This window comes from Embleya sp. NPDC001921, from assembly GCF_053594475.1.
Window position 1 is genome coordinate 38,336 of record NZ_JBSFEO010000034.1, and the last position, 24,958, is coordinate 63,293.

At 72.4% G+C, this 24,958-nt stretch carries 21 protein-coding genes; 12 read left to right on the forward strand and 9 right to left on the reverse strand.

Going from position 1 to position 24,958, the window contains the following annotated elements:
- Positions 1–85 precede the first annotated feature (85 nt).
- The 3 genes from ACWCPW_RS33200 (at position 86) to ACWCPW_RS33210 (ending at position 3,312) form a co-directional block, all read left to right on the forward strand.
- Positions 86–1,012, forward strand: a complete 927-nt coding sequence (locus tag ACWCPW_RS33200) for a polysaccharide deacetylase family protein (protein ID WP_449765266.1) — start codon at positions 86–88, stop codon at positions 1,010–1,012.
- Positions 1,013–1,087: 75 nt separating this feature from the next.
- Complete coding sequence (locus tag ACWCPW_RS33205; RefSeq protein WP_449765267.1) at positions 1,088–2,164, forward strand: GNAT family N-acetyltransferase; 1,077 nt, start codon at positions 1,088–1,090, stop codon at positions 2,162–2,164.
- Positions 2,161–3,312, forward strand: a complete 1,152-nt coding sequence (locus ACWCPW_RS33210) for a glycosyltransferase family 4 protein (protein ID WP_449765268.1) — start codon at positions 2,161–2,163, stop codon at positions 3,310–3,312. Before ACWCPW_RS33205 ends, ACWCPW_RS33210 begins: the two co-directional genes overlap by 4 nt.
- Positions 3,313–3,531: 219 nt before the next feature.
- On the opposite strand, the gene ACWCPW_RS33215 is transcribed toward ACWCPW_RS33210, so the two are convergent.
- The 6 genes from ACWCPW_RS33215 to ACWCPW_RS33240 form a co-directional block, all read right to left on the reverse strand.
- Entirely contained in the window at positions 3,532–3,978 is a 447-nt protein-coding gene (locus tag ACWCPW_RS33215; protein WP_449765269.1) for a globin domain-containing protein, read from the reverse strand.
- Positions 3,979–4,022: 44 nt separating this feature from the next.
- Positions 4,023–5,099, reverse strand: coding sequence for a glycosyltransferase family 4 protein (locus ACWCPW_RS33220; RefSeq protein WP_449765270.1), 1,077 nt, complete (start codon positions 5,097–5,099; stop codon positions 4,023–4,025).
- Positions 5,096–6,367: a glycosyltransferase family 4 protein gene (locus ACWCPW_RS33225; RefSeq protein ID WP_449765271.1), complete on the reverse strand. Its 1,272-nt coding sequence runs from the start codon at positions 6,365–6,367 to the stop codon at positions 5,096–5,098. Before ACWCPW_RS33225 ends, ACWCPW_RS33220 begins: the two co-directional genes overlap by 4 nt.
- A 6-nt stretch (positions 6,368–6,373) precedes the next feature.
- Positions 6,374–7,597, reverse strand: coding sequence for an ABC transporter ATP-binding protein (locus ACWCPW_RS33230; protein WP_395859364.1), 1,224 nt, complete (start codon positions 7,595–7,597; stop codon positions 6,374–6,376).
- A complete protein-coding gene (locus ACWCPW_RS33235) occupies positions 7,587–8,708 on the reverse strand; it encodes an ABC transporter permease (RefSeq protein WP_449765272.1) in 1,122 nt (373 codons plus the stop codon). Before ACWCPW_RS33235 ends, ACWCPW_RS33230 begins: the two co-directional genes overlap by 11 nt.
- Positions 8,709–8,830: 122 nt before the next feature.
- Positions 8,831–9,988, reverse strand: coding sequence for a glycosyltransferase family 4 protein (locus tag ACWCPW_RS33240; RefSeq protein ID WP_449765273.1), 1,158 nt, complete (start codon positions 9,986–9,988; stop codon positions 8,831–8,833).
- A gap of 130 nt (positions 9,989–10,118) precedes the next feature.
- Between ACWCPW_RS33240 and ACWCPW_RS33245 the strand changes: the two genes are divergently transcribed.
- The 6 genes from ACWCPW_RS33245 to ACWCPW_RS33270 all read left to right on the forward strand — a co-directional run bounded on the left by ACWCPW_RS33245 (position 10,119) and on the right by ACWCPW_RS33270 (position 18,325).
- A complete protein-coding gene (locus ACWCPW_RS33245; RefSeq protein ID WP_449765274.1) occupies positions 10,119–11,315 on the forward strand; it encodes a glycosyltransferase in 1,197 nt (398 codons plus the stop codon).
- Positions 11,316–11,462: 147 nt separating this feature from the next.
- Complete coding sequence (locus ACWCPW_RS33250) at positions 11,463–13,382, forward strand: AAA family ATPase (RefSeq protein ID WP_449765275.1); 1,920 nt, start codon at positions 11,463–11,465, stop codon at positions 13,380–13,382.
- Complete coding sequence (locus tag ACWCPW_RS33255; RefSeq protein WP_449765276.1) at positions 13,382–14,485, forward strand: glycosyltransferase; 1,104 nt, start codon at positions 13,382–13,384, stop codon at positions 14,483–14,485. Before ACWCPW_RS33250 ends, ACWCPW_RS33255 begins: the two co-directional genes overlap by 1 nt.
- The gene (locus tag ACWCPW_RS33260; RefSeq protein ID WP_449765277.1) at positions 14,482–15,567 is read left to right on the forward strand and encodes a GNAT family N-acetyltransferase; all 1,086 of its coding nucleotides are present in this window, start codon (positions 14,482–14,484) and stop codon (positions 15,565–15,567) included. The genes ACWCPW_RS33255 and ACWCPW_RS33260 overlap by 4 nt, the downstream gene beginning before the upstream one ends.
- 95 nt (positions 15,568–15,662) lie before the next feature.
- Positions 15,663–17,153, forward strand: a complete 1,491-nt coding sequence (locus tag ACWCPW_RS33265) for a hypothetical protein (RefSeq protein WP_449765278.1) — start codon at positions 15,663–15,665, stop codon at positions 17,151–17,153.
- Positions 17,144–18,325: a DegT/DnrJ/EryC1/StrS family aminotransferase gene (locus tag ACWCPW_RS33270; RefSeq protein WP_449765279.1), complete on the forward strand. Its 1,182-nt coding sequence runs from the start codon at positions 17,144–17,146 to the stop codon at positions 18,323–18,325. Before ACWCPW_RS33265 ends, ACWCPW_RS33270 begins: the two co-directional genes overlap by 10 nt.
- Before the next feature lie 108 nt (positions 18,326–18,433).
- On the opposite strand, the gene ACWCPW_RS33275 is transcribed toward ACWCPW_RS33270, so the two are convergent.
- On the reverse strand, positions 18,434–18,763 hold the full coding sequence (locus tag ACWCPW_RS33275; protein WP_449765280.1) for a hypothetical protein: 330 nt from the start codon (positions 18,761–18,763) through the stop codon (positions 18,434–18,436).
- Between the two features lie 33 nt (positions 18,764–18,796).
- On the reverse strand, positions 18,797–19,543 hold the full coding sequence (locus ACWCPW_RS33280; RefSeq protein ID WP_449765281.1) for a PIG-L deacetylase family protein: 747 nt from the start codon (positions 19,541–19,543) through the stop codon (positions 18,797–18,799).
- 84 nt (positions 19,544–19,627) lie between these two features.
- Here ACWCPW_RS33280 and ACWCPW_RS33285 point away from each other — a divergent pair, with 84 nt between their 5' ends.
- The 3 genes from ACWCPW_RS33285 to ACWCPW_RS33295 all read left to right on the forward strand — a co-directional run bounded on the left by ACWCPW_RS33285 (position 19,628) and on the right by ACWCPW_RS33295 (position 22,863).
- On the forward strand, positions 19,628–21,265 hold the full coding sequence (locus ACWCPW_RS33285) for an ABC-F family ATP-binding cassette domain-containing protein (RefSeq protein ID WP_449765282.1): 1,638 nt from the start codon (positions 19,628–19,630) through the stop codon (positions 21,263–21,265).
- 22 nt (positions 21,266–21,287) lie between these two features.
- Positions 21,288–22,175 carry a CAP domain-containing protein gene (locus ACWCPW_RS33290; protein WP_449765283.1) on the forward strand — a complete coding sequence of 296 codons (888 nt, stop codon included), beginning with the start codon at positions 21,288–21,290 and terminating at the stop codon, positions 22,173–22,175.
- Between the two features lie 196 nt (positions 22,176–22,371).
- Positions 22,372–22,863 carry a hypothetical protein gene (locus tag ACWCPW_RS33295; protein WP_395859377.1) on the forward strand — a complete coding sequence of 164 codons (492 nt, stop codon included), beginning with the start codon at positions 22,372–22,374 and terminating at the stop codon, positions 22,861–22,863.
- 863 nt (positions 22,864–23,726) lie between these two features.
- Here the strand turns inward: ACWCPW_RS33295 and fahA are convergent.
- Complete coding sequence (gene fahA, locus ACWCPW_RS33300) at positions 23,727–24,947, reverse strand: fumarylacetoacetase (RefSeq protein ID WP_449765284.1); 1,221 nt, start codon at positions 24,945–24,947, stop codon at positions 23,727–23,729.
- Between the last annotated feature and the right edge of the window lie 11 nt (positions 24,948–24,958).

A 24,958-nucleotide genomic window follows, 5' to 3' on the forward strand; every position in this document is an offset into this window, starting at 1 on the left:
GGCGGACGTTCGGTGACCGGCTGACGGGACGTGACCCCGCTGTTACGGTTCCGGCAGCGGGAGCCGCGTGGCTGGGGAGGCTGGAGTGGGCGGTTCGATGGTGGGGTCGGTACGGGCCGGGGGCGACGCGTTGTTGCGGCGGTCACCGGCGCAGGTGTGGTTCGTTCGCCGTGCCCGGCTGCGGCTGGCGGTGCTCGGGTATCACGGGATCTCCGATCCGGCCACGTTCGCGGGGCAGTTGGACCGGTTGCGCCGGGTCGCCCGGCCGGTGTCCCTGGACGAGGTGGAGTCGGCCCTGGACAAGCGGCGCGCGTTGCCCGCCAGGGCCGTGCTGTTGACCTTCGACGACGGTGAGCGCAGCATCCTGGAACACGGCCTGCCGCTGCTGCGCGAGCGCGGCATCCCGGGCGTGGCCTACGTGGTGGCCTCGGCGATCGACTCGCGTACGCCGTTCTGGTGGCACGAGGCGGACCGGTTGGTCGCCGCCGGGGCACGGGTGGCCGGAGAGCCGGAGCGCTCGCCGAGCGGGTGGGTGGCGTATCTCAAGACGGTGCCGCAGGAGCGACGACTGAGCCTGCTCGCCGCGTTGCGCGAGGGCCACGAGGCGGTGGACACACCGCAGTTGACCGGCGCGGATCTGCACACCCTGGAGTCGGGCGGCGTGCGGGTGGAGAACCACTCGCTCACGCATCCGCTGCTGGACCGCTGCGCGGACGCGGATGTGCGGGCCGAAGTGCTGGACGCGCATGAGCGGTTGACCGCGCTGCTCGGTCGCGCGCCGAGTTCGTTCGCGTATCCGAACGGGAACTGGGACGTGCGGGCCGAACGACTGCTGGCCGAACTCGACTACCGCACCGGGTTCCTCTTCGATCACCGGCTCGGGCCCCGGTTGCCCGACCATCCGCTGCGGATCTCCCGCCTGCGGGTCGGGTCGAACACCCGCCCGGACCGGTTCGCGACGATCCTGTCCGGGCTGCATCCGGCCGTACACGCGCTGCGCGGCGGGCGTTGACCTGCTTGAATCGGCGCGTTGTTCGGGCCGGCGGGACGCCGGGTCCGATCGACGGAGAGATCCGGGGGGATCACCGTGCTTGCTCTGCCCACGCTGCTGCGCTCGCCCGGCGAGTTGGCGGCACTGGTTCCGTCCTGGCGCGCACTGGTCGCCGCTACGCCCGGGACGTCGTACTTCACCACGCCGGACTGGGTGTTGGGCTGGACCGAGTCGTTGGGCCGGGACCAGGCCGGGCGGGTGGTGGTGGCGGTGTGGCGCGCCGAGGACGGCGGCGCCGAGGCCGTGGTGCCGCTGCTGCGCACCCGTGAGCGGCTGCACCCCCGGCTGCCCGGCGGCGTGTCGAGTTGGACGCTGCTGGGCACCGGGCCGGGTGCCGCCGACCACTGCGGGTTCGCCGTGGATCCGCGCCGGCATCAGGACGTGCGCGCGTGGCTGGCCTCGCTCGCCCGGCGGCGCACGATGGTCTTCCCGCACCTGGACGCCACCACCGGCGATCCGTTCCTGCCGCCCGGCGCCCGCGAGATCGAGCGCACCGCGTGCCCGGTGATGCCCGCCGACCCGGCCGCGCTCGGCTCCGCGCGGCACCGGCAGGGGGTGCGGCGCAAGGCCCGGAAGCTGGCCGAGGACGGGGTCGCGTTCACGTGGGTGACGCCCGAGGCGATGACCGCCGAACTCTTCGACGACCTGTTGCGGCTGCACCGGGCGCGGCGGGAGGCGATCGGCGGATCGAGCGCGTTCGACGCCACCCGACGCCCGCTGCACGCGGCGCTCGCGGCGCGCGCGGACACCGGTCGCGGGCCGTGCGCGCTGGTGGCGCGCGATCCGGCGGGCCGGCCGGTGGGGATCCTGTACGGATTCCTGTGGCAGGACACCTTCGCCTACTACCAGTTGGGCTGGGACCCGGCGTACGCGAAGGCGAGCCTGGGCACGGTGCTCTTCCACGAGACGCTCACCGCACTCGCCGCGCGCGACGTGCGCACCTTCGACTTCCTGCGCGGAGCCGAGGAGTTCAAGCACCGGTTCGGTGCGACGGATCGTTACGACACGACATGGCTGGTGGCCCGCGGGCCGGGCGGTGCGCTGCTGGGCGCCAAGTCCGCGGCCCGCCGGGTCCGGGATCGCCGGTCTCGGCCGGTTCGGGGGGAAGCGTGAAGGATCGCATCAGGCTCGTGCACGTGGTGTGGCGGCTGAGCGTCGGCGGCGGGATCCCGCAGGTGAGCCGACAGGTGTTGGCCGGGCTCGACCCGGAGCGCTTCGACTGTCACGCGATCATCGCCAGGCCGGCCTGGGAGGAGGACGAACTCGGCGAGTTGGGGCCGAATGTGACGGTGCATTCGCTCGACCACGAGGGTCCCACCCGGCCGCCGGACGAGATCCGGCTCGGGATGCGGATCGCGGGCCGCGTCCGCGAGTTGCGACCCGACGTGCTGCACGCGCACAGCGGCACGGCCCGGCTCTCGCTGCCCGCCGCCCTTGGCTCCCCCGGGCTCCCCCGGGTGTTGGAGGTGCACGAGCCGCTCAAGGACGGTCTGCACTCGCGGCTGACCAACGGCATCGAGGTCGGCATGGTCAAGGCCGCCGGGTTCCGCCCGTTCGCGCACTCGACCCACGTCCGGGACGCCACGGCCTCGATCGTCGGGTGGCGTCCGGAGCGGATCCCGTTGGTGCCGTTGGGTGTTCCGGTCCATCGGCCGGACCCGGCGGCCGGGGTCGCGCTGCGCGCCGAGTTGGGCATCCCGGCCGAGGCCCTGGTGGTGGTCGGTGTCGGCCGGGCACCGCAGAAGAACATCCCGCTGATGGTGCGCGTCGGCGCGGACGTGCTGCGCAAGCTCGGCGACGCCGGACCGCCCGTGGTGTTCCTGGTGATCGGTCGTCAGGAGCCGGAGATCCCGGTACTGATCGAGGAGTTGGGCGTCGGCAAGCAGGTCCGGGTGGTCCCGCCGCTGGCGCGGCTGAGCGACGCGTTCGACGCGGCGGACCTGTTCCTGTCCACGTCGCACTACGAGGGCTTCGGGCTCGCGGTCGCCGAGGCGATGATGGCGGGTGTGCCGGTGGTCGGCACCGCGGTGGGCGGCGTGACCGACGTGGTCGCGGACGGGGTCACCGGTCGGCTGCTGCGCGCGGGCGACCGGGGCGGGTTGGTGATGGCGTGCCGCGAACTCCTCACCGACGACGCGCTGCGGGCCCGGATGGGCGCGGCGAGCCGGGAACGGGTGCTGGGGCGCTTCACCCGGCAGCACATGCTCGACGGCTTCGCCCAGGTCTACGAGCGCGCGGCACTGCGACGTCGCCGGGGGTAGACGGGCCGCGGACGGGCCGGAACGGGTCGGAACGGGCCGGGGCACCAGGCAGCTCCGGCCCGGACCGACCGCGCGCCCGGATGCGCACCCGTTCCGGACACCCGTTTCCGTGCCCCTTCGCGTGCCCGTTCGCGCGAACGGGCACGCGCCGGACCAGGTCGGATCGACGCCCCGTCGGTCCGTCCCCGGTCGGTCCGTCCCCGGTCGGTCCGTCCCCGGTCAGTCCGTGCCCGGCCAGTCCCAGCGCGGGACTTCGCGGAGCGGATGCAGTTGTTCGTCGGTCTCGGCGTGCGAGTTCTGCTTGGCCACCTGTGTGCCGAACTCCACGTGGGAGCGCAGCGCCTCCCGAAACGGCGCGTCGGCGGGGAGTTCGGCCGCGTCGGCGGCGGCCAGGTACAGGTCGACGAAGCGTTGGCGCTGTTCCTCGGTGATCCGCAGTCCGCGATGGACCTCGATCAGATGCAGGAAGCCGCCCATGTTGCGGCTGAAGTCGTCCGGGCCGCCGAAGGTTTCGGCGGTGAAGGCGGTCAGGTGGTCCACGTGTTCCGGGCGTCCCGCGCCGAACAGGGGTTGGAGCAGCGGGTCGGCCAGGACGCTGCCGTAGAAGATGTCGATGAACCGGTGCAGACCCTCGTGTCCGCCCGCGTGCTCGAAAAGCGTCTCCATGGCCCCTCATCTCAGACGGGGCCGGACCGGCTGTCAACCACCCGCTACCCGCGCAGTTCGGCCAGGATTCGCTCGGCGACCGCGGGCCACGTCATCGTCGCGCGCAGTTCCGCGCCCCGCGCGAGGGCTCGTTCGCGAAAGCCGGCGTAGTCGGTGTCCAGCCGCAGCAGGGCGTCCGCCAGCGCGTCCACGTCCCCCGGCGGCACGGTGATTCCCGCGTCGCCGACGATCCACGGCTGGTTGCCGACGGTGGAGGCCACGCACGGCAGGCCCCGGGTCAGTCCCTCGACCAGGGCGATCCCGAACGCCTCCATGTGCGTGGGGATCACCACCGCGTCCGCCGCGTCGTACGCCGCGCCCATCGCCGCGTGCGGCACCCGGCCCAGCACCCGCACTCCGGGCGGCGGTGGGCCGTCCGGGCCGCTGCCGACCAGGGTCAGCCGCCGGCGCGGGTCGCGCGCGTACAGCCGGGCGAAGGCTTCGAGCAGGATCGGGCCGCCCTTGAGCTCCCACTGCGTGCCCACGAACAACAGTCGGGGCGGATCCGCGGCGCGCGGCCCGGGTTCCGCCGCGGCCGGGTCGACGTTGGTGCCCGCGCCCACCACGTGCACCCGGTCCGGCGCCAGGCCGTACTCGGTGACCAGCACGTCCGCAGTGCTGGGACCCATCACGAACACCCGGTGCGCGCCCAGGAGCAGCCGTCGCTCCCGGGCCAACCACCCCTCCGTGTACCGGGATCGGTGGACACCGCCGACCGCCGCGCCCTCCAGGCCCACCCGGTCGGTGTACACGCCGTAGCGCACCCCCGCCGGCGGCACCAGCGCGGGCAGCGTCTGCACGATCAGCACCGGGTCGCGCGCACCGAGCAACCCTCGGGCCCGTACCCGTCGGTCCAGTGCCGCCGTCCAGGCGTCGGTCTTGGTCCACGGCGTCCCCGCCCCGGCCCGACGCGCCTCGCGTACGGCCCGCAGCCGCGCGCCGGCCAGGCCCGGTGCGCGGGCCAGCGGCATCAGGTCGTGCGCCCGCACCGCCGTGCGCTCCGCCAGCGCCCGGCGCAGCGCCGGCACCGAGCCGGAGAACGCCCCGACGTGCAGCATGGTCAGGCCGGTCGGCTCGCTCATCCGGTCGCGGTCCCGCGCCGGTCGCGGGTCCGTCGGCGCAGGGCCTGGCCGCGCTGGGTCGCCTTGAAGCCGACCAGTCGGCCGCCGACCCGGACCGCCTCGCCCACCCGGCCGCGCGCGACCGGCCGTTCGGTGCGGGCCTGTTCGTACCACTCGACCAGGCGCTCGGCCTGGCGATCCAGCGCGAATCGCTCGTGCACCAGGTCCAGCGACCAGGTGCCGATCCGCTCGCGTTCGGCCTGATCCCTGAGCAGCGTGGTGATTTGGCCGACCAGCGGATCCCGCTCGACCGGTTCCCGGCCCGCGCCCAGACCGTAGAAGCCGAGCGCGTCGAAGTCGCCGATCGTCTCCGGTGTCACCGGCTCGCTGAAGCCTTGTTCGCCGACCACGACGGTGGGCTTGCCGAAGGCCATCCCGCGCAGCACCGAACTGCCCATGCCCACCACGATGTCGGCCAGCGCGTAGGCCGGTCGCGGGTCGGCCATCTCGCCGGTGAGCACGATCGCGCGCCGGCCCAGGTCGGCGTTCAGTGCGGCGGCCCTGGCCTGGAGTTCGCGCTCGATGGAGCCGCCGCCGACCATCACCAGGCGCAGTCCGGCCACCTCCGCGGCCAGCCGGGCCACGGCGTCCATCGTGCGTTCCAGGTGCTCCTGCTTGAGGTGCTTGGCCAGTCGCGACACGATCACCACCGTGGGCGCGGGTTTGAGCAGCCCGTGTTCGGCGGCGAACGCGTCCACGTCGACGTCGGGCGCGCTGCCGTTGACCGCCGAGGTGATCGGGTGGTCGATCGCGGTGTCCACGGGCGGCTCCAGCAGGTGCACCCGCGCACCCTCCAGGCCGCGCAACTCGCCGGTCTCCTCGTACAGCTCGCCGTAGCCCACGGTGAGCGGAACGCCCGTGCGCGGGAAGTACGGCGGCAGGCTGCCCATCGACATGACGGTGCCCAGCACCGGCGTACCGCGCGGCACGAACGCGCCCAGGAACGCCTCGACGAGCGGCCAGTACTCGTAGGTGTGCACGACGTCGATCCGGTGTCGGCGCACCGCCGCGGCGATCGTGCGGGAGACCGCGGGCGAGGGCCGCACGTGTGCCCGCTCGGGTAGTGCGAGCAGCGGCAGCCCGGCGGCGGCCACCCGTTGCCGCAGCGGGCCCTGACGGCCCATCACCCACACCTCGTGGCCGAGGTCGCGTACCGCGCGGGCCAGGTCCACGGCGTTGATCGAGCTGCCGCCGAGTTGCATGTCGTGCGGACACACCAGGATGCGCACGGTCGTTCACCCCTCCCAGGTGTGGTCGACGTACACCGGCGCGGCCAGCACGACCGCGCGCGGCGGGGTGTCCAGCTCGGGTCCGGCCACGTCGAACTGCTTCGCGGGATGCCACGCGGTGAGCGGGTGGCCGTCCCGGTCGTACACCCCGATCCACAGCGCGTAGCGCCCACGCGGCAGCGGCAGTCGGTCCAGAGTGCACTTGACCCGGTTGCCCGACCAGCCGAACTGCACGTCCCGGCGGGTGGTGAAGACCGGGCTGGCGGTTCCCTCGGTGACCCCGATGTGCACCGTGGCGGGCCCGCGGTAGTCGCCCGCGAAGTCCGCCTCGACCACCATCGAGCGGTTCGTGGTGGGACCGGCGGTCTCCACGCCGCGTACGTCCACGTACGTGGTCCGGATCGCCTCGTCGGTGCGGGTGCGGGCCTCGGTCTCCTCCTCGACGCTGTCGCGATATCCGCGCAGCGCCTGCCGGATCGGGCCGTCGGTGCGGATCTCGCCCTGTTCCAGCCAGATTCCGCGCGTGCAGATCGACTCGACCGACGCGAGGTCGTGCGAGACCAGGACGAGCGTGGTGCCCTGTTCCAGCACCACCCGCATCCGGTCCAGGCATTTCTGCTGGAACAGCGCGTCGCCGACCGCGAGCACCTCGTCGACCAGGAGTACGTCCGGCTCCAGGAACGCGGCGACCGCGAAGCCGAGCCGCATCTGCATGCCGGAGCTGTACCACTTGACCTGCCGGTCGATCGCGGTGCCCAACTCGGCGAAGTCCACGATGTCGTCGAACCGCTTGGCCACCTCGGCGCGTTTCAGACCCAGCAACGAGCCGTACAGGAATGCGTTCTCACGCCCGGTCAGGTCCGGGTGGATGCCCGCCCTGACCTCGATCAGCGCGCCGACCCGGCCGCGCACCTGCAGTCGGCCGGCGTAGGGGTACATCACGCCGGTGAGCATCTTGAGCAGCGTGGACTTGCCCGACCCGTTGGAGCCGATCAGACCGACCGCCTCGCCGGGGTCGATGTGGATGTGGATGTCGCGCAACGCCCAGCGCCAGTCGGCCTGGTCGCGGCCGGAGAGCTTGCGCGCGATCCGGCCCAGGTTGTCCCGGAGCAGCATGCGTTGGCTGTCCGCGCGAAAGCGTTTCCACAGGTGCTGGGCCTGGATGGTGCCCAGCGGGAGGGTTCCCGGCTTGCCCGGCGCGGCCATGGTCGTGGTGCGGCTAGGCGACATCGGCGATCCCCGCCTCGAGCTTCTTGAAGATCTTGTATCCGACGAACAGGAGCACGGTGGCCGACGCGGCGGCGGCTCCGGTGAGTTCCCAGTCGGGTTGTTGTCCGTACAGGATCGCGCGCCGGTAGCCGTCGATCACGGCCGCGAGCGGGTTGAGGATCACGTACGGAAGCAGCCAGTCCTTGGTGATCTGGTCCATGCCGTAGGCGACCGGGGTGGCGAACATGCCCATCTGCATGAGCAGGGGCAGCACGTGTCTGATGTCGCGGAAGTAGACCACCGCCGCGGACAACACGAGCACCACGCCGAGGGTGACCTCGAATTGGATCAGCAGCAGGATCGGCAGCGCCCAACTGGTCGCCGCGGGCGGTGTGGTGTACGCCGCGAAGAGCACGGCCAGCACCGAGGAGGCGATCAGCATGTCCACGGTGGCCACGATCACGGTGGCGAACGGGAAGACCTCGCGCGGGCAGTAGACCTTGTTCAGCAACGGCCCGTTGGACACCAGCGACGACGACCCCTGCGTCACCGAGGACATGAAGAACGTCCACGGCAGCAGTCCCAGGTAACTGAACAGCGGGTAGGGCACGTTGTACTTGTGCGCGGTGTCGCTGAGGTTGCCCACGCGCTGGAAGACGACGGTGAACACCACCATCAGCAGGACGGGCGTGATGATCGCCCACGCGAAGCCGAGAACGGCTTGTTTGTAGCGGGCCTTGAGGTCACGCTCGGCCAGGGTGCGCACGAGTTCGCGCGAGTGCCACAGTTCGCGGACGCCGCGGATCAGGCTGGTGCGGCGTTTGAACTTGAGTTCCGGTGGTGGCCCCTTGATCTCGGGGTCGGGTGCCTGCGCTGCGGCGATCCGGCCCGTACCGCTGCCCACGCCCGCTTGCGGGGCCGCGTGTCGTCCGGTTCCGGTGCGACTGTCGATGGTCGGCGTGGTCGCTCCCCCGTGGCCCGCGTCGGGCACTCCGTTGACGTGTGTTCGGTGGTCGGCGGGTTCGTCGACACTGCCGCCCGGCCGCGCGTGCCGGCCCACCCGGCCGACACCGTCGACCCGGCCCAAGCCGTCGCCGGGCATGCCGACGGCACCCCCCACATACTCCCCCACGGACTCCCCCTCCCTGGTTCGACAACAACCTTGGCACATGCGATCTCCCCACGAGTCGCATTCGGCCGTTCGGGAACCGGCGCTCCCGTCCTACCTCTTCCCCACCGTGCGGTTGCGGGTGGTCACCGGCTCCGCTCGTCCAGCAGCGCGATCCACGCGTCCACCACGGTGTCCATCGCGTGACGTTCCAGGCAACGCTCCCTGGCCGCCCGGCCCATGCCGTCCCGGTCGGCCAACACCCGGCGAATCGCGGCCACCAGCGCCCGCGGGTCCCCGGGACCCGGGCCGACGTCGGCGAGCGCGCCGGTGACCCCGTCCACGACCACGTCGCGCACGAAGCCGACATCGGTGGCCGCGGCCGGGATCGCGCTCAGGCCCGCCTCGACCAGGACGCCCGGAACGCCCTCGCTGGTGCTGGACAACACCAGCGCGTCGGCGGCCCGGTACACCGGGCCGAGATCGGCGAGGTTGCCGGTGAAGGTGACCCGCTCGGGCGAGCGCCGTCCGGCGAGCGCCTCCAGGCTCGGCCGCTCGGGGCCCTCCCCGGCCACGAGCAGGTGGTACAAGGGCCGTTCGCGCCCGGCGGCCCCGATCGCGGCCGGCGCGGCGACGGCACACGGCGCGCTGTCCCGCTCGTCGTCCTCGAGCAGCGCGAACGCCTCGATCGCCAGCGCGACCCGCTTCTCCGCGGCCAGCGCGCCGACCACCGCGAGCACCCGCGCGTGCGCCGGCAGCCCCAACTCGGCGCGGGCCTTGGCCCGGTCGTCGCCCTCCGGCGGTAGAAAGCGTTCGGGTCGCCGTCCGTTGGGGATCGCCCGGACCCGATCCGGACGCAACCGGTAGGTCCGCAGCAGCACGTCCCGGCCCATCGGCGACACCGAGGCGATCGCCACCGCCCGGCGCAGCATCAGCCCGACCCGGGCGCGGCGCAGCGCGTCCCGGGCCCAGTGCCGGGGGTCGCCGATGTTGACGTAGACGAACGGTGTCCCGGTCCCGGCCAGCGCGATCCCGCAGGCGTCCAGCGTGGTCGAGCCGTGTGCGATCACCAGGCCCACGCCCGCGGCGCGGCGGCGCAGTTCGCGCAACGTGCGCGGGTGCAGCCGGCCCGGGCCGAGCACCGGGATGTCCATCTCGCCCGTGCCCGCGAGCGCGACGACCGACGACGTACGGCCGCGGTCGCGCAGCGCCGCGTCCAAGTCGTGGGCGAACGCCTGTGAGCCCCGGCGTCGGGGGTCGGTCACGACGTGCAGGACCCCACGCCGGTCCGTCGTTGTCCCCATGGGGTGACAGGTTGTCACGAATCCCGCCCCGCCGGGGGCGTATCGATGACATGCTCAGCCGTGCGGGGTGGGGGCGCCCTGTGGTCGGCGGCTTTCCGGGGAGTTGGCGGGGGATGGCAGAGGTGAAGCAGTGCACGTGCTCCAGGTGATCGACAGCGTGGATCGGGTCGGCGGGGCCGAGCGGGCGGCGGTGGCGATGGCCCCGGAGCTGATTCGTCGGGGGATCACGCTGGACATCGCGTATTTCCTGGATCTGGACGGATTCCAACCGGAGTTGGCCGAGGCCGGGGTGACGCTGTTCGGCGTGCACCGCAATTCGCGGGCGGGTTCCGCGCGCGGGCTGGCGCGGGTGATCCGCGATCGCCGCCCGGACCTGGTGCACACGACCTTGTACGAGGCGGACATCGCGGGGCGAATCGCCGCCCTGGCGACGGGTGTTCCGGTGGTCTCCAGCCTGGTGAACACCTCCTACGGTGCCGAGATGCGGGATCAGCCCGGGATTCGGCCGTGGAAGCTGCGCGCCGCCCAGGGCCTGGACGCGGCCAGCGGGCGTGGCGTGCGGAGGTTCCACGCGTTGACCGAGCACGTGGCCGGCGTGATGTCCCGCCGGCTGGGGGTGCGCCGGTCGCGGATCGACGTGGTGCCGCGCGGGCGTGATCCTCGGCCGCTGGCCGCCGCCCGGGCGCGCCGCGAGCGCACCCGGGCCGCGCTGTGCCTGGGGCCGGACGTCCCGGTCCTGGTGACGGCCGCCCGGCAGGAGTACCAAAAGGGCCTGGACGTACTGATCACCGCGTTCGCCCGGGTGCGCGCCGAGGTACCGGACGCGGTCCTGCTGCTGGCCGGTCCGGCGGGTGGGCGCACCGAGTCGTTGCGCCGACTGGCCGCCGAGACCGGCGGAATCGGGGATTCCGCCGGCGCGGCGGAGCCCGTACGGTTCTTGGGACACCGCGACGACGTGCCCGATCTGATGGCCGCGGCCGATGTGTTCGTGCTGCCCTCGCGCTGGGAGGGGTTGGGCAGCGTGCTGATCGAGGCGATGGGTGTGGGGACGCCGATCGTCACCAGCGATCTGCCTCCGGTGCGCGAGATCACCGGGGCGGGCGACTGTGCGGCGCTGGTGCCGCCGGACTCGCCCGAGGCGCTGGCGGCGGCGCTGGTCTCGGCCCTGACGGAGCGGGAGAAGACCGCGATACGCACGGAGGCGGCGTATCGACGTTTCGGCGAGGAGTACACGATCGACAGCGTCTGCGACCGGATGGTCGCGTTCTATGCCCGGGCACTCGACCCGCGAGCCGGCCGTGACGTGTCGTCAGGTCCGGTGCGGTGACGGCCACGCGAACACATCCGGTTGGATCTCGACGGAATCTCCACACTTCCGGCACAGTCCTGGGGTCGATCGACACCCCGTTTGCTCTACGTTTGGCCTGCCCCGCGGTCTGTTCTCGGGGCGGCAACTCGAACCGGAGGGGGACCGGTGGAAACCTCTAGCTACTTCTCCGTTCTCCAGCGCCGTTGGCCGCTGGTGCTCGCGTGTCTCGCGATCGGACTGCTCGCCGGGTTGATCCTGACCCCATCGGACCCCAAGGGCACCGGGAACCAGTGGACCAGTTCGGTCAACGTGGTGCCGGCGCCGAACTCGGCGAAGGAGTTCAACCTCGCGCCCGTACAACTGATGACGGACGGCGGCGAGGTGGCCCGCCGGGTGGCGAAGCGGCTGAACAACCCCGATCCGGCCGTGCTGGCGTCCAAGGTCACCTCGCAGCTCAACCCGGACCTGGGCCTGGTCCAGATCTCCGCCAAGGCGCCCACCCGCAAGGCGGCCGAGGACCTGGCCACCGCGTGGGCGCAGGAGACCGTGTCCGCGTTCGCCGACTCGCAGCGCAAGACCCGGCAGGGTCAGGCGGACAGCATGACCGCCCAGTTGGACAAGCTCAAGACCGACATCGACGGTCTGGAGAAGAGCACCACCAACGCGCCGGTGGGCAAGAAGGCCACGCTCCAGGCGGAGTTCGACGCCAAGCGGGTGCAGTACACCACGCTGGTGGGTCAACAGCAGGAGCTGGTGAACCCGCTGAACGACCCCAAGGTCGAGGTGATGGACGGCCTCAAGAGCACACCCGACTCCACCACAAGCATCCTGGCGCCCACCTCGCGGCCGTTGCGGATCGCGCTCGCGGCGGCGCTCGGGCTCGCGCTCGGGCTGATCGCGGCGCTGATGGTGGACCGGATGGACGTACGGCTGCGCGGGCGGATCCAGTTGGAGGACGCGTTCGGCCTGCCGGTGATCGCCGAGGTGCCGCGGGCGACCCGGCGCCAGCGGGCGGGACACGCGGTGCTGGTCGCGGGTCGACCGGACAGTCCGGTCGCGGAGGCGTATCGCACGCTGCGCTCGGCGCTGCTGCTGTCCGGCCCGCCCGGCCTCGCCTATCGGCTCGGCGGCACCGATCCCCGGCAGGGCCGGGCCACCGCGATGCCGGTGCGCCGGATCAGCGACCCGGCGCCGGTGATCCTGGTGGTGTCGCCGCGTCCGGGCGACGGGCGCACCAGCACGGTGGCCAACCTGGCCGCGGCGCTGGCCGAGGCCGGCCGCTCGGTGCTGGTCCTGGACTGCGACTTCCGCAATCCGGCCACCCACCTGTATCTCGGCGCCAAGCCGGGCAAGGGCATGTCCGAGGTGCTGCTCGCCGAGCAGGAGATCGACCTCGGGGACGTGGTGCGCGGCACGAACATCCCGAACGTGCGGGTGATCACCGCGGGGGCCCCGGCCGCCTATCCCGCCGCACTCCTGCTGCGCGCGGGCGAGGTGGTCCAGCGGGCCCGGCACCACGCGGACGTGGTACTGGTGGACAGCGCGCCGCTGCTCTACGCGAACGACACCAACGACCTGGTGCAGCACGTGGACGCGATGCTGGTGGTGGCCCGCAGCGGCAACCTGACGGCCGATCAGGCCTCCCGGGTGGGCGAGCTGTTGACCCGTACCGGGGTGCCGATCGCCGGTGTCACGCTGCTGGGGGTGGACCCGACCCGGTCGATGGGCGGCGGGCTCAAGCGCGGCCCGCGCACCGGCACGGTGGGCCGGATGGGCGCCGGCGCGGGCCTGGTGCTGCGCGGCCGCTCGGCCGAGCCGACGCCCGACGCGGACGAGGACGCCGAGCGTCCCGCGCCCAGTTGGGCCAAGCGCGGCGAACTGACCGAGGGTGACCGCGAGTCGACCACGAGCGGCCGCGGTGCGCATCGCGCCGATCCGGTCGACTCGGCCGAGGACTCGGACTCCGGCTTCCGGATCCAGTCCGCGGCGGAGCGGGCGCTGCACAACGGCGCCGGCGACGGTGCGCACCTGGGACCGCACTTCGACACGTGGTCCACCGTCGAACTCGGCTCGGAGGATCGCTGATGGGTGACCGCGTTCGCGTCCTGTGGCTCGCCAAGGGTCTGGGGCGCGGTGGCGCCGAGCAGTTGCTGGTCAACTGCGCGCGCCGACTGGACGACGAACGCTACGAGGTCGAGGTCGCCTACGTGTTGCCGTGGAAGGACGCGCTGGTGCCGACCCTGCGCGAGTTGGGCATCACGGTGCACTGCCTGGGCGGCGGGCGGATCTGGCCGGTGCGGCTGCGCGCGCTGTTGCGGGCGCGCGACTACGGCCTGATCCACACGCACATGCCGGTTCCGGCGGTCGCCGCGCGGGTGTTCGCCGGCAAGGTGCCGATCGTGCACACCGAACACAACATGTGGCCGCGCTACCGGCGGCCCACCCGGATCGCCAACGCCTGGACGTACCGGCGCAACAGCGGCGTGATCGCGGTCTCCGCGGCCGTGGCCGAGAGCATCGAGCCGGCCCGACTGCGGCGCGGCACCGTGCCGACGGTGATCCATCACGGCCCGGATCTGGGCGAGGCGTTCGCCGGCCCGGGCGCGCGCGAGCGGGCCCGGCACGCGCTGGACCTGGACCAGGACGCGTTCACGGTCGGCTCGGTGGCCAACTTCACGCCCAAGAAGGACCAGTTGGGCCTGCTCGCGGCGCACGCGCTGGTCCGGGAGCGGCTTCCCGGGGCGGTCCTGGTGCTGATCGGGTCCGGCCCGCTGGAGGCGACCCTGCGCGAGCGGGCGAGCCGGCCCGACCTCAAGGGCTCGGTGGTCTTCGCCGGTTCGCGCGGCGACGTGCCGACGCTGTTGCCGGCCTTCGACGTGTTCGCGCTGAGTTCGCGTCAGGAGGGGCTGCCGGTCTCGTTGATGGAGGCGATGACGGTCGGGTTGCCGTCGGTGGTGACCGCGGTGGGCGGGATGCCGGAGATCGTCACCGACGGGGTCGAGGGCGCGGTGGTTCCGGCCGGTAACCCGGCGGCGTTCGCCGACGCGTTGGTGGCCTTCGCCGCCGAACCCGCGCGTCGGCGCGCGTGCGGCGAGGCCGCGGCCGAGCGCTCGGACGAGTTCGACGTCGCGGGCGCGCAGCGACGGATCGAGGACGTGTACGCGAGAGTGCTGGAGGGATCGCGGTGAGTGGGCAAGAGGTCGGGAGTTCGCCTTTCACCGTCCGGGAGTTGGGCAAGCACGACGAGCCCCGGGTGTTGGCCCTGTTGGCCGACGCGCTGTCCGGCGGGCCGACCGGGGAGCGCACCTCGGAGTTCTTCCGGTGGAAGCACAGGGACAACCCGTTCGGTGCCAGTCCCGGTCTGGTCGCCGAGGCGGACGGCCGGGTGGTTGCGGTACGGCTTTTCCTGCGCTGGGAGTTCATGCTCGGCGGCGAGGTGGTCCGGGCGGTGCGCGCGGTGGACACCGCGACCCACCCGGACGTCCAGGGCCGGGGCCTGTTCCGCCGGTTGACCACCGAGTTGCTGGAGCGGATCGAGGTGGACACCTCGCTGGTGTTCAACACTCCGAACGGCAACAGCCTGCCGGGCTATCTGCGGATGGGCTGGCACGAGGTCGGGAAGGTGCCGGTCTCGCTGCATCCGATCCGGCCGATCGCCTTCGCGCGCGGGCTCAAGGAGTTGCGCGCCACCGGGGATCTCTCCGGCACCTCACAGACCTGGAACTCGGTGGATCCCGCGGCCCGGTGCCGCTTCCCGACGGCTCGTCAGTTCTTCTCCGACCCCAAGGCGGCGGTAGGCTTCGACGAGTTGGTCGCCGAGGCGGACGCGGGCGACGCGGCGATCGGCCACGACAAGCTGCGCACCGCGCTCACCGGCGACTTCCTGCGCTGGCGCTACGGCGACGCGCCCGGATTGGACTACCGGGTGGTGGCCTCGTACAAGAACGGCGAGCTGACCGGCGTGGTGTTCGGCCGCCCGCGCCTGCGCGGCCCGCTGGTCGAGTTCACGCTGTCCCAGATGGTGGTACGCCCCGGCGACCGCGACACCGCGCGCAAGCTGTTCTCCGGGGTGGCCATGTCCGGGTGCGACCACGTCGCCACGCATCTGGCGCGCGGCTCGGAGGCGGCCAGGGCCGCCCGCTACGCCGGGTACGCAACCCCGCCGCGCACCGGCATGCTGCTGGTCGCGCGCACCGTGCACCCGCACCCGATCGACGTCCACGACCTGCGCTCCTGGCAGCTCTCCCTGGGGGACTTGGAGGTCTTCTAGCCAGCCGGCGGGCCGCCGCCGGACCGGTCCGAGCCGGTCCCCGCGTCACCGCCGCCCGACGCCGCACCGGTTCGCCGTCCCTGCAAGGAGCTCCGTTGTCGTCCCGTCTTGCGCCGTACGCCCGGTGGGTGCCTCCGTCGCGGCTGCCATGGGGTTCCCTGCTCGCGCTCACCGCGGTCGGCTTCTACGTCTCGGTGTTCGCGTGGGCGATGGAGTATCGCCCGTACGACACGTGGGGCGCGCTGATCGTCTTCCCGCTGCTGCTCACCATCAGCGTGCCGCTGCTGTCCCGGTTCTCCCGCGACGAGCCGCCGTGGGTACGGCGGTTGGTGATCGGCGCGCTGGTCGCCAAGCTGCTCGCGTGCTTCGCCCGGTACTGGATGTCCTTCGTGCTCTACGAGGGGCGCGCGGACGCGGCCACCTACGACCTGGTCGGGCGGGCCATCGCGCCGCACTTTCGCAACGGCGACTTCACCGTGGACATCGGCCGCAAGGTGATCGGCACCGGCTTCATCATGATCGTCACCGGCATCGTGTACGCGATCGTCGGGCAGTCGCTGCTGGCCGGCTACCTGGTCTACTCGTGGATGGGGTTCTGGGGCCTGTACCTGTTCTGGCGCGCGTTCAACGTGGCCTATCCGGACGGCGATCGGCGCCGCTACGGCAAGCTGCTGTTCTTCCTGCCTTCGCTGCTGTTCTGGCCCTCCGGGATCGGCAAGGACACCTGGATGATGTTCACGCTGGGCCTGGCGGCCTACGGCGTGGCATTGCTCCTGGTACGCCGCCGCGGGGCGTTCGTGTTCCTGATCCTGGGGGCGGTGGGCACCACGATGGTGCGCCCGCACGTGACGGTGCTGCTGCTGTGCGGGTTGTGTGTCGGCTACCTGCTGCGCAATCGACCGCAACAGGCTTCCGCGCTGGGCCCGTTGCGGGCCGGTTTCGGGATCCTGGTGCTCGGGGTGGGCTGTGTGCTCGCGCTCCAGCAGGTCGGCACCTTCTTCGGCACACCGGGCATCGGGGCGGCGCAGGCCAATCAGGTGATCGCCAAGACCCAGACCCAGACCGCACAGGGCGGTTCGGCCCAGGCGGTGGACGATTCGGCGGCGCTGTCCATCTCGCCGGCCGCGTTGCCGCAGTCGCTGGTGACGGTGCTCTTTCGGCCCTTCCCGTTCGAGGCGCACAACATCCAGGCCCTGGTCGCGTCGCTGGAAGGCGTCGTGCTGATGGGCCTGTTCGTGGTCGCGCTCCCCCGGTTGAAACGCATCCCGGGGCTGCTGATCCGAAGACCCTACGTGGCCTTCGTGATCGTCTACACGCTGGTGTTCGCGCTCGCGTTCGCGAACATCCGCAACTTCGGCATCCTCACCCGCGAACGGGTCCAGGTGTTCCCGTTCGTCCTGGTGTTGCTCGCGGTGTCGAAGCCGGATCGCACCGAGACCGAGAAGGGCGGTAGTTCGGAGCGGAGGCGGCGGCGGACGATGGGGCGGAACGCGACGCCCCTCGCGGCCGATTCCGGTGGTGGGGAGACGAGTTCGATCAGTCCGGGGAATCCCGGTGAGTCCAGGGGGGATGCGATATGGCGGTGACCGGCAAGCCGGCGGTGCTCGGTGGGGACGCGAGGTTCGCGGAGGGCCTGCCGCTGACGCGCGTGCGGGTGCCCGAGCGGGAGGAGTTGGCGCGGCGGCTGGACACGATCCTGACCAGCGGTCAGTTGACCGACGGTGCCACGGTGCGCGAGTTGGAAGAGGACGCGGCCGCGCGGCTGGAGGTGCCGTACGTGGTGGCGGTGTCGAACTGCACGAGCGGTCTGATGCTCGCGTTGCAGGCGCTGGGGGCGAGCGGTTCGGTGGCGATGCCCGGCTTCACCTTCTCGGCGACCGCGCACGCGGCGCACTGGGCGGGGACCACCCCGGTGTTCGCCGAGGTGGACCCGGACAGTCTGACCCTGGACCCGACCGACGCGGCGGCGCTGCTGGCCGAGTCGGGCGCGTCCGCGTTGATGGCCACGCACGTGTACGGGACTCCGTGTCGGGTCGAGGAGTTGGCGAAGGTCGCGGCGGACGCGGGGGTGCCGATCGTCTACGACGCGGCGCACGCGCTGGGCAGCCGGCGGGCGGGCACGCCGATCGGCGGCTTCGGCGCGGCGGAGGTGTTCTCGCTGAGCCCGACGAAGGTGGTGACCGCGGGTGAGGGCGGGTTGATCGCGACCCGGGACGAGGGCTTGGCGCAGGCCTGCCGACTGGGTCGCGGATACGGCAACCCGGGCGACTACGACTGCCTGTTCCCGGGGCTGAACGCGCGGATGTCCGAGTTGCACGCCGCGCTGGCGCTGGTGTCGCTGCGCGGTCTGCCGGAGCGGGTCGCCGCCCGCTCGCACCTGGTGGGCGTGTTCGCGGACGCGATCGCCGACGTGCCGGGGCTGCGGCTGCCCGCGCTCGCCGACGGCGACGTGTCCACCTGGAAGGACCTGACCCTGATCGTCGACCCGGAGGTGTTCGGCCTGGACACGCCGACCCTGGCCCGGGCGCTGAAGGCGGACGGGATCGACTCGCGCCGCTACTTCCACCCGCCGGTGAACCGGCAGAAGGCGTACGCCCACCTGCCCGCGCGGCCGTTGCCGATCACCGACGACGTGTCCGCCCGGGTGTTGACCCTGCCGCTGTGGTCGCACATGGACGAGCCGACGGTGCGCCGGGTCGCGGACACGGTGATCCGGCTGCACGAGCACGCCGCCGAGGTACGGATCGCCTCCGTCTGAGCGGTTTGGCCCCAGGCGTCGGCCGGTGCGCGTTCGACCCGGCCGGCGCTGGGGCCGCCCGTCGGGGCCACCGTCGGGAGAGGGCGGGTGAACGGCCGGCGCCCTCGCTCAGTCGAGTTGGCGGGCGAACCCGCCGGCCAGGTCCGATATCTGAGCGGGCGTCAGCGTCTGTGAGGAGACATACAGCATGGCCACGCCCGGGCCGTTCACGTTCGGCCCGACCGCGGCCACGTGCCCGTTGCCGACCGGGACCACCTGGAGCGGCGCGATCGTGGCCATCTTGTCGGCGAACGCGCCCAGCTCGATGTTCAACCGCTTCGAGGACGGGGACGGGGCGTCGTCACCGTCGCTGCCGCACGCGACGATTCCGGTGACGGCCGGCACCCCCGCCGCACATACGGCGAGGGCCCGGCCGTGAAGGTGCTGCCCACTGATCATTCGCGCAGCGTATTGAGGCCCGATCGGCCCCGCTCAGCCCATCGGGAAGACCTCGAACGCCGCCGCGAAGCGGGTGCCCAGCCGCGAGCCGGCCGCCCGGCCCATGCCCTCCAGGAACTCCCCCGCGTCCGCCATCTGCCCTTGGCCCAGCCCCGCCAGGTAGGCCGCGTGCGCCTGGAGCGACGCGACACCGAGCGCGAAGTCCTCGGTGGTGTCCACCGCGTGCCGCGACTGCGGCGAGCCGCCCGCCCACACCTCGCGCACTCCGCCCCACGGCTCGTGGCCCTCGGCGAGCAGCTCGCGGAACACCCACCGGTTGCCCGCGTCGCGCACCGCGTCCACCACCGCCCGGCCGACCGCGATGTGGTCCGCCTGGTTGAGTGCGACGCCGCCCCACGTGTCCCGGAAGTTGCCGGTGATCACGATCTCCGGCCGGTGCCGGCGAACCACCCGGGACAGGTCGCGGCGCAGCGGCAGCCCGTACTCGACCACGCCGTCCGGGTACCCGAGGAACTCGACCGTGTCGACGCCGACGATGCGCGCGGACTCGATCTGTTCGGCCTCGCGCAGCGGGCGACACTCGTCCGGGTCGACTCCGTCGATGCCGGCCTCGCCGCTGGTGACCATGACGTAGGTGATGTGCTTGCCCTGTCGGGTCCAGCGGGCGATCGCGGCGGCGGCGCCGTATTCGAGGTCGTCGGGGTGCGCGACGATGGCGACGGCGCGCTCCCAGTCCTCGGGCAGCGCCTCGTACGGTTCGGGCCGAGGTTCGGTGGTCATGCGTGGTCCTTCCCAGGTGGCCGCACGGGCCGGTGCTACACGGACGTCGTCATCCTTTCAGCGGCCGATAGGATTCGTATCCTCATGAGCGCCACGATCGTCGTCAAAGACCTTGCCGCCGGACACGGTGACCGTGTCCTGTTCTCCGGATTGGACCTGGTGATCGCCCCCGGCGACGTCGTGGGTCTGGTCGGGGTGAACGGCGCGGGCAAGTCCACCCTGTTGAAACTCCTCGCCGGGCTGGCCGAGCCGGAGGCGGGAGCGATCCAGGTGAGCCCGCCGACCGCGTCGGTGGGCCATCTGCCCCAGGAGCCGGAGCGGCGCCCGGGCGAGACCGTGCGCGCGTTCCTGGCCCGGCGCACCGGGGTCGCCGCCGCGCAGGCCGCGCTCGACACCGCGACCGAGGGCCTGGTCGAGGGCCGCGCGGGCGCCGACGACGAGTACGCCATCGCGCTGGATCGCTGGCTGGACCTGGGCGGCGCGGACCTGGAGGAGCGGGCCGAGGAGGTCGCGGCGGACCTGGGCCTGGCGGTGGACCTGGATCGCGAGATGACCGCGCTGTCCGGCGGTCAGGCCGCGCGCGCGGGGCTGATGTCGCTGCTGCTCAGCCGGTACGACGTGTTCCTGCTCGACGAGCCGACCAACGACCTGGACCTGGACGGGCTGGACCGGTTGGAGCGGTTCGTCACCGGGTTGCGCGCGGGCACCGTGGTGATCAGCCACGACCGCGAGTTCCTGGCCCGGACGGTGGACCGGGTGGTCGAACTGGACTTGGCCCAGCAGCGGATCCGCAGCTACGGCGGCGGCTACGACGCGTACCTGACCGAGCGCGAAGTGGCCCGCCGGCACGCGCGCGAGGAGTTCGACGAGTACGCCGACAAGCGCGGCGATCTGGAGGCCCGGGCCCGGATGCAGCGCGGGTGGATGGACAAGGGCACCCGCAACGCGCGCCGCAAGTCCACCGACAACGACAAGATCAGCCGCAAGACCCGGTCCGAGGCGAGCGAGAAGCAGGCGTCCAAGGCCCGCCAGACCGAGCGGATGATCGAGCGCCTGGAGGTGGTCGAGGAGCCCCGCAAGGAGTGGGAGCTGCGGATGGAGATCGCCGCGGCGCCGCGCGCGGGCGCGGTGGTGGCCGCGCTGCACGGCGCGGTGGTCGAGCGCGGCGGCTTCACACTGGGTCCGGTGACGTTGCAGATCGACTGGGCGGATCGGGTCGCGATCACCGGCGCGAACGGCGCGGGCAAGTCGACGCTGCTGGCGGTGCTGCTCGGGCGGGCCGAGTTGACCGGCGGTCGGGGCTCGCTGGGTTCGGGTGTCGTGGTCGGCGAGGTGGACCAGGCGCGCGGGTTGTTCCTGGGTGATCTGCCGCTCCTGGAGGCGTTCTGCGCGGTGGTCCCGGACCTGCTTCCGGCCGATGTGCGCACGCTGCTGGCCAAGTTCGGGCTCAAGGCGGCGCACGTGCTGCGCCCGGCGGCGACCCTGTCCCCGGGTGAGCGCACCCGCGCCGCCCTGGCCCTGCTCCAGGCCGAGGGGGTCAACCTGCTGGTACTGGACGAGCCGACGAACCACCTGGACCTGCCCGCGATCGAGCAGTTGGAGTCGGCGTTGGAGTCCTACCAGGGCACGCTGCTCCTGGTCACCCACGACCGGCGGATGCTGGAGGCGGTGCGCACCACCCGCCGGATCGAAGTCGCGGACGGCCGGGTCACCGAGCTGTGATCCGTCGTTAGAATCCGAGGTCATGAACGAACTGCCGCCGGGTGCGAACCAATCCTTACCGGGCGGCGTCGTGCGCGTACGCGTGCCCGGCCCCTTCGACATCTCCGCCCTGATCACGGGTGAGGACCGACGGGTGTCCGGCGACGCGGACTTCGTCTTCTTCAACCAGGTCTCCGCGCCGGGGGTACGGCTGGGCGGGGACACCGTCACGGTGGACCCGACCGGCCTGCGGGCGGGCGCCACGCGCGTGACGGTGGTGATCAGTCCCGCCGACACCACGCACACGCTGGGCGAGTTGCCGCCGCCGGCGATGACGCTCACCGGTGCGAGCGGCACGCTGCTGGCGCGGTTCACCCCGCCCCGGCCACGTGCCGAGACGGTGTTGTTGCTGGCCGAGATCTACCGGCGCGGTGCGGACTGGAAGGTGCGCGCGCTGGGCCAGGGCTACGCGGACGGGCTGGCCGGGATCGCCCGGGACTTCGGCGTCGAGGTCGAGGAGCAGACCCAAACCCCCTCGGGGCTCTCCGAGTTCCAGCGCGGGGTGGTCGAGTTGACCAATGTCGAGCGGGCCCGGCACGGCCTGCGCGCGCTCGCCCCGCAGCCACAATTGACCGCGTGCGCACAGGCGTTCAGCGCGGACATGATCAGCCGCGCGTTCTTCTCACACACCGATCCGGACGGCCGCGAGCCATGGGACCGGGCGATCGCGGCGGGCTACCTCTACAGCCGGATAGGGGAGAACATCGCGTGCGGGCAGCGCACGCCGGCCGAGGTGGTGCAGGGCTGGATGGACAGTCCCGGCCACCGCAAGAACATCCTCACTCCGGAGTTCACCGAGATCGGTGTCGGGTATGTCACCGGCGGCACCTACGGCACCTCGTGGACGCAGGTCTTCGGCACCCCGCGGTAGCGCTCCCGGAGCCGGTGTCGGCGTTTCCCGGATTGGCCCGAACGGGTACAAAGCCGAAGCCGACGCCGGCCCCGACGGGAGCGTTGCCGTCCGGGTACGGGCACCCGGACGCCCTCCCGCGCCGAACCGGCAACCGGGTGCGGGGACGCCCGATGACGGTGCGCCATACTCGGTTGTTCGAGGCGAGGGAGATCACGTGCAGCTTGAGTTGGATCCGCCTTACGGCGTAGGGCCGATCAAGATCGGCATGTCCATGGACGAGGCAGAGGCGGCTCTGCGCGAACTCGGAGGAGATCTGTCGGGACGCACTCGTGGGTTCGCCCACTTCGGTGCGGACCTCTCGATTCATGTGGTGAGCGACAAGGACGGACTGGTCGAGGCGATCGAGGTGCACCGGTCCGAGGACGACTTCGCGGACACGGTGTTGTGTCTGGGCGTCGACGTCTTCGGTACGCCGGCCGTCGACGTCACCCGGCTGCTCGGTGAACTGACACCCGTCCGGGTGGAGACCGAGGGGGCCTCGTTGGTGGCCCCCGACCTGCTGGTGGCCCTGTGGCAGCCGTTCGTGCCCGGGCACGGCAACAACAACGGCGTCGTCGGCGAGGGCCTGTACTTCCGCACCGCTCTGGTGGCCGGTCCCGGCTACTACGACAAAAGCGGGCAACACCGGGCGATCCACATCGGATGACCGGTACCCCATGAACCGAACCGGGCGGCCCTGCCGCCCGGGTGTGTGACCTGTCCGCTCGTCCGGCGAGGCATTCGCCGAGCGGGTGGAGTCCGGAGGGATCGCGACCGGGATCGAGGCGGGGGCCTGTCTCGGTGCGCGAGACCGCGTCGTGGCGCGTCGACGGACGAGAGCCGTGGATCGCCGCCGAGGGCATGCTCGGCGAGGTCCACGGCGTCGTCGAACGGGTCGAACGGCCGGCCGGATTCCATCGCTCGGCGCCTCGCGGGCGGGCCGGACGCGGCATCGGGGGGCGGGCCGGAGGGTCGGCCGGGGGCTTGCGTCACGATCGAGGCCCACGAGGCCGCCACGGCCTTGTGTGGCGGGCCGGACGCGGCATCGGGTCGACCGGAGCGCGCCGAAGCACCCGGAAGGGCCTGGAGGCCGCCCACGCGGCGACGGTGGATGTCCGGGAGCCTCAAGGGCCCCGGAAGTCGGGGAGTTCGGGAGCCCGAGAATCCTGGAGCGGTCGTTTTCGGACGGTCGGCCGGCCCGGTGATCCGGTCGCCGTGCAGCGCGTATCCCGCCGCGATCGCGGTGGGCGCGGACGTACCGTCCGCCGTCGTGCGGATGTGGTGGGCACGCTCGATCACCCTCACCGAGCGGCGGGGCTTCGCCGACGCGCGGCACGATGCCGTCGGCGTCGCAAGGCGACCTCTCGCGGTCGCGCCGGGGGCTCGCGTCGGACCGCGCCGTGAAATGTCCGTCTCGGGCCGATCACCCCGGCCCATCCGCCTTGGGCCGATCGCCTCGGGCCGATCGCCTCGAAGCGTCCGCCTCCGGCGATATGCCGGCTCCCGCAAGCTGCGGGAGCCGGCATCAGGTCAGCGCGCTGCCAGGATTCGCCCGCTTACCTCGCCGAATCCGATACGAGTGCCGTTCGGACCGGGGGCGGTAGCGGTGATCGTGACCTCGTCGCCGTCCTCCAGATAGGTCCGGGTGGACCCGTCCGGGAGTTTGAGGGGATTCTCGCCGTTCCAGGTGATCTCGATCAGCGCGCCGCGCTGGTCGGCCTCCGGGCCGCTGACCGTGCCGGAGGCGAACAGGTCGCCCGGGCGCAGCGCCGCGCCGTTGACGGTCATGTGCGCGAGCTGTTGCGCGGCCGTCCAGTACATCGCGGCGAACGGCGGCCGGGAGATCAGGTGGCCGTTGAGCCGGACCTCCAGGGCCAGGTCCAGGCCCCACGGTTCGCCGGTACGGTCGTCCAGGTAGGGCAGTGGCTCGACGTCGCGCGCGGGGGGTGCCACGCGTGCGACGCCGAGTGCTTCGAGGGGGACGATCCACGGCGACACCGAGGTGGCGAACGACTTGCCCAGGAACGGGCCGAGCGGGACGTACTCCCAGGCCTGGATGTCCCGGGCGGACCAGTCGTTGACCAGGCACACGCCGAACACGTGGTCGGCGAAGTCGGCGAGCCCGACCGGCGTGCCGAGTTCGGAACCGGCGCCCACGACGAAGCCGACCTCGGCCTCGATGTCCAGCCGGCGGGTGGGTCCGAACGAGGGCACCGCGTCGGTGGGCGCCTTGCGCTGCCCGCTGGGGCGCACGATCGGCGTGTGCGAGACCACCACGGTGCCGGCGCGGCCGTGGTAGCCGATGGGCAGGTGCTTCCAGTTCGGGGTCAACGGCTCGGAGCCGGGCCGGAAGATCCGACCGAGGTTGCTCGCGTGGTGCTCGGAGGCGTAGAAGTCGACGTAGTCCGCGACCTCGAACGGCAGCCGCAGCACCACCTCCCGACGCGGGATCAGGTGCGGTTCGACGCTCGCCCGCAGCTCGGGATCGGTCAGCCAGGTGGTGAGCGAGGCACGCACCGCGGTCCAGGTCGCCCGGCCGGCCGCCATCAACTCGGTCAGGCTCGGCGCGTCCAGCACGTCGGCCGGCGCCCCGACCGCGTGCGCCGCCGCGCCGGCGTCCAGCACGAAGTCGCCGATCGCCACCCCCACCCGCGGCCGGTCCGGCTCGCGGTCGGTGGCGAACACGCCGTAGGGCAGGTTGTCGATGCCGTACACCGTGTCGGTCGGCAGCGGGACCCAGGTGGTGGGCATGAGACGTCGGG

Excerpts from the sequence above, each read along its gene's own strand:
- ACWCPW_RS33215 (WP_449765269.1), bottom strand. The coding sequence starts at position 3,978 with ATGGAGACGCTTTTCGAGCACGCGGGCGGACACGAGGGTCTGCACCGG.
- ACWCPW_RS33220 (WP_449765270.1), bottom strand. The coding sequence starts at position 5,099 with ATGAGCGAGCCGACCGGCCTGACCATGCTGCACGTCGGGGCGTTCTCC.
- ACWCPW_RS33230 (WP_395859364.1), bottom strand. The coding sequence starts at position 7,597 with ATGTCGCCTAGCCGCACCACGACCATGGCCGCGCCGGGCAAGCCGGGA.
- ACWCPW_RS33240 (WP_449765273.1), bottom strand. The coding sequence starts at position 9,988 with ATGGGGACAACGACGGACCGGCGTGGGGTCCTGCACGTCGTGACCGAC.
- ACWCPW_RS33255 (WP_449765276.1), top strand. The coding sequence starts at position 13,382 with ATGGGTGACCGCGTTCGCGTCCTGTGGCTCGCCAAGGGTCTGGGGCGC.
- ACWCPW_RS33270 (WP_449765279.1), top strand. The coding sequence starts at position 17,144 with ATGGCGGTGACCGGCAAGCCGGCGGTGCTCGGTGGGGACGCGAGGTTC.
- ACWCPW_RS33275 (WP_449765280.1), bottom strand. The coding sequence starts at position 18,763 with ATGATCAGTGGGCAGCACCTTCACGGCCGGGCCCTCGCCGTATGTGCG.
- ACWCPW_RS33280 (WP_449765281.1), bottom strand. The coding sequence starts at position 19,543 with ATGACCACCGAACCTCGGCCCGAACCGTACGAGGCGCTGCCCGAGGAC.
- ACWCPW_RS33285 (WP_449765282.1), top strand. The coding sequence starts at position 19,628 with ATGAGCGCCACGATCGTCGTCAAAGACCTTGCCGCCGGACACGGTGAC.
- ACWCPW_RS33290 (WP_449765283.1), top strand. The coding sequence starts at position 21,288 with ATGAACGAACTGCCGCCGGGTGCGAACCAATCCTTACCGGGCGGCGTC.
- fahA (WP_449765284.1), bottom strand. The coding sequence starts at position 24,947 with ATGCCCACCACCTGGGTCCCGCTGCCGACCGACACGGTGTACGGCATC.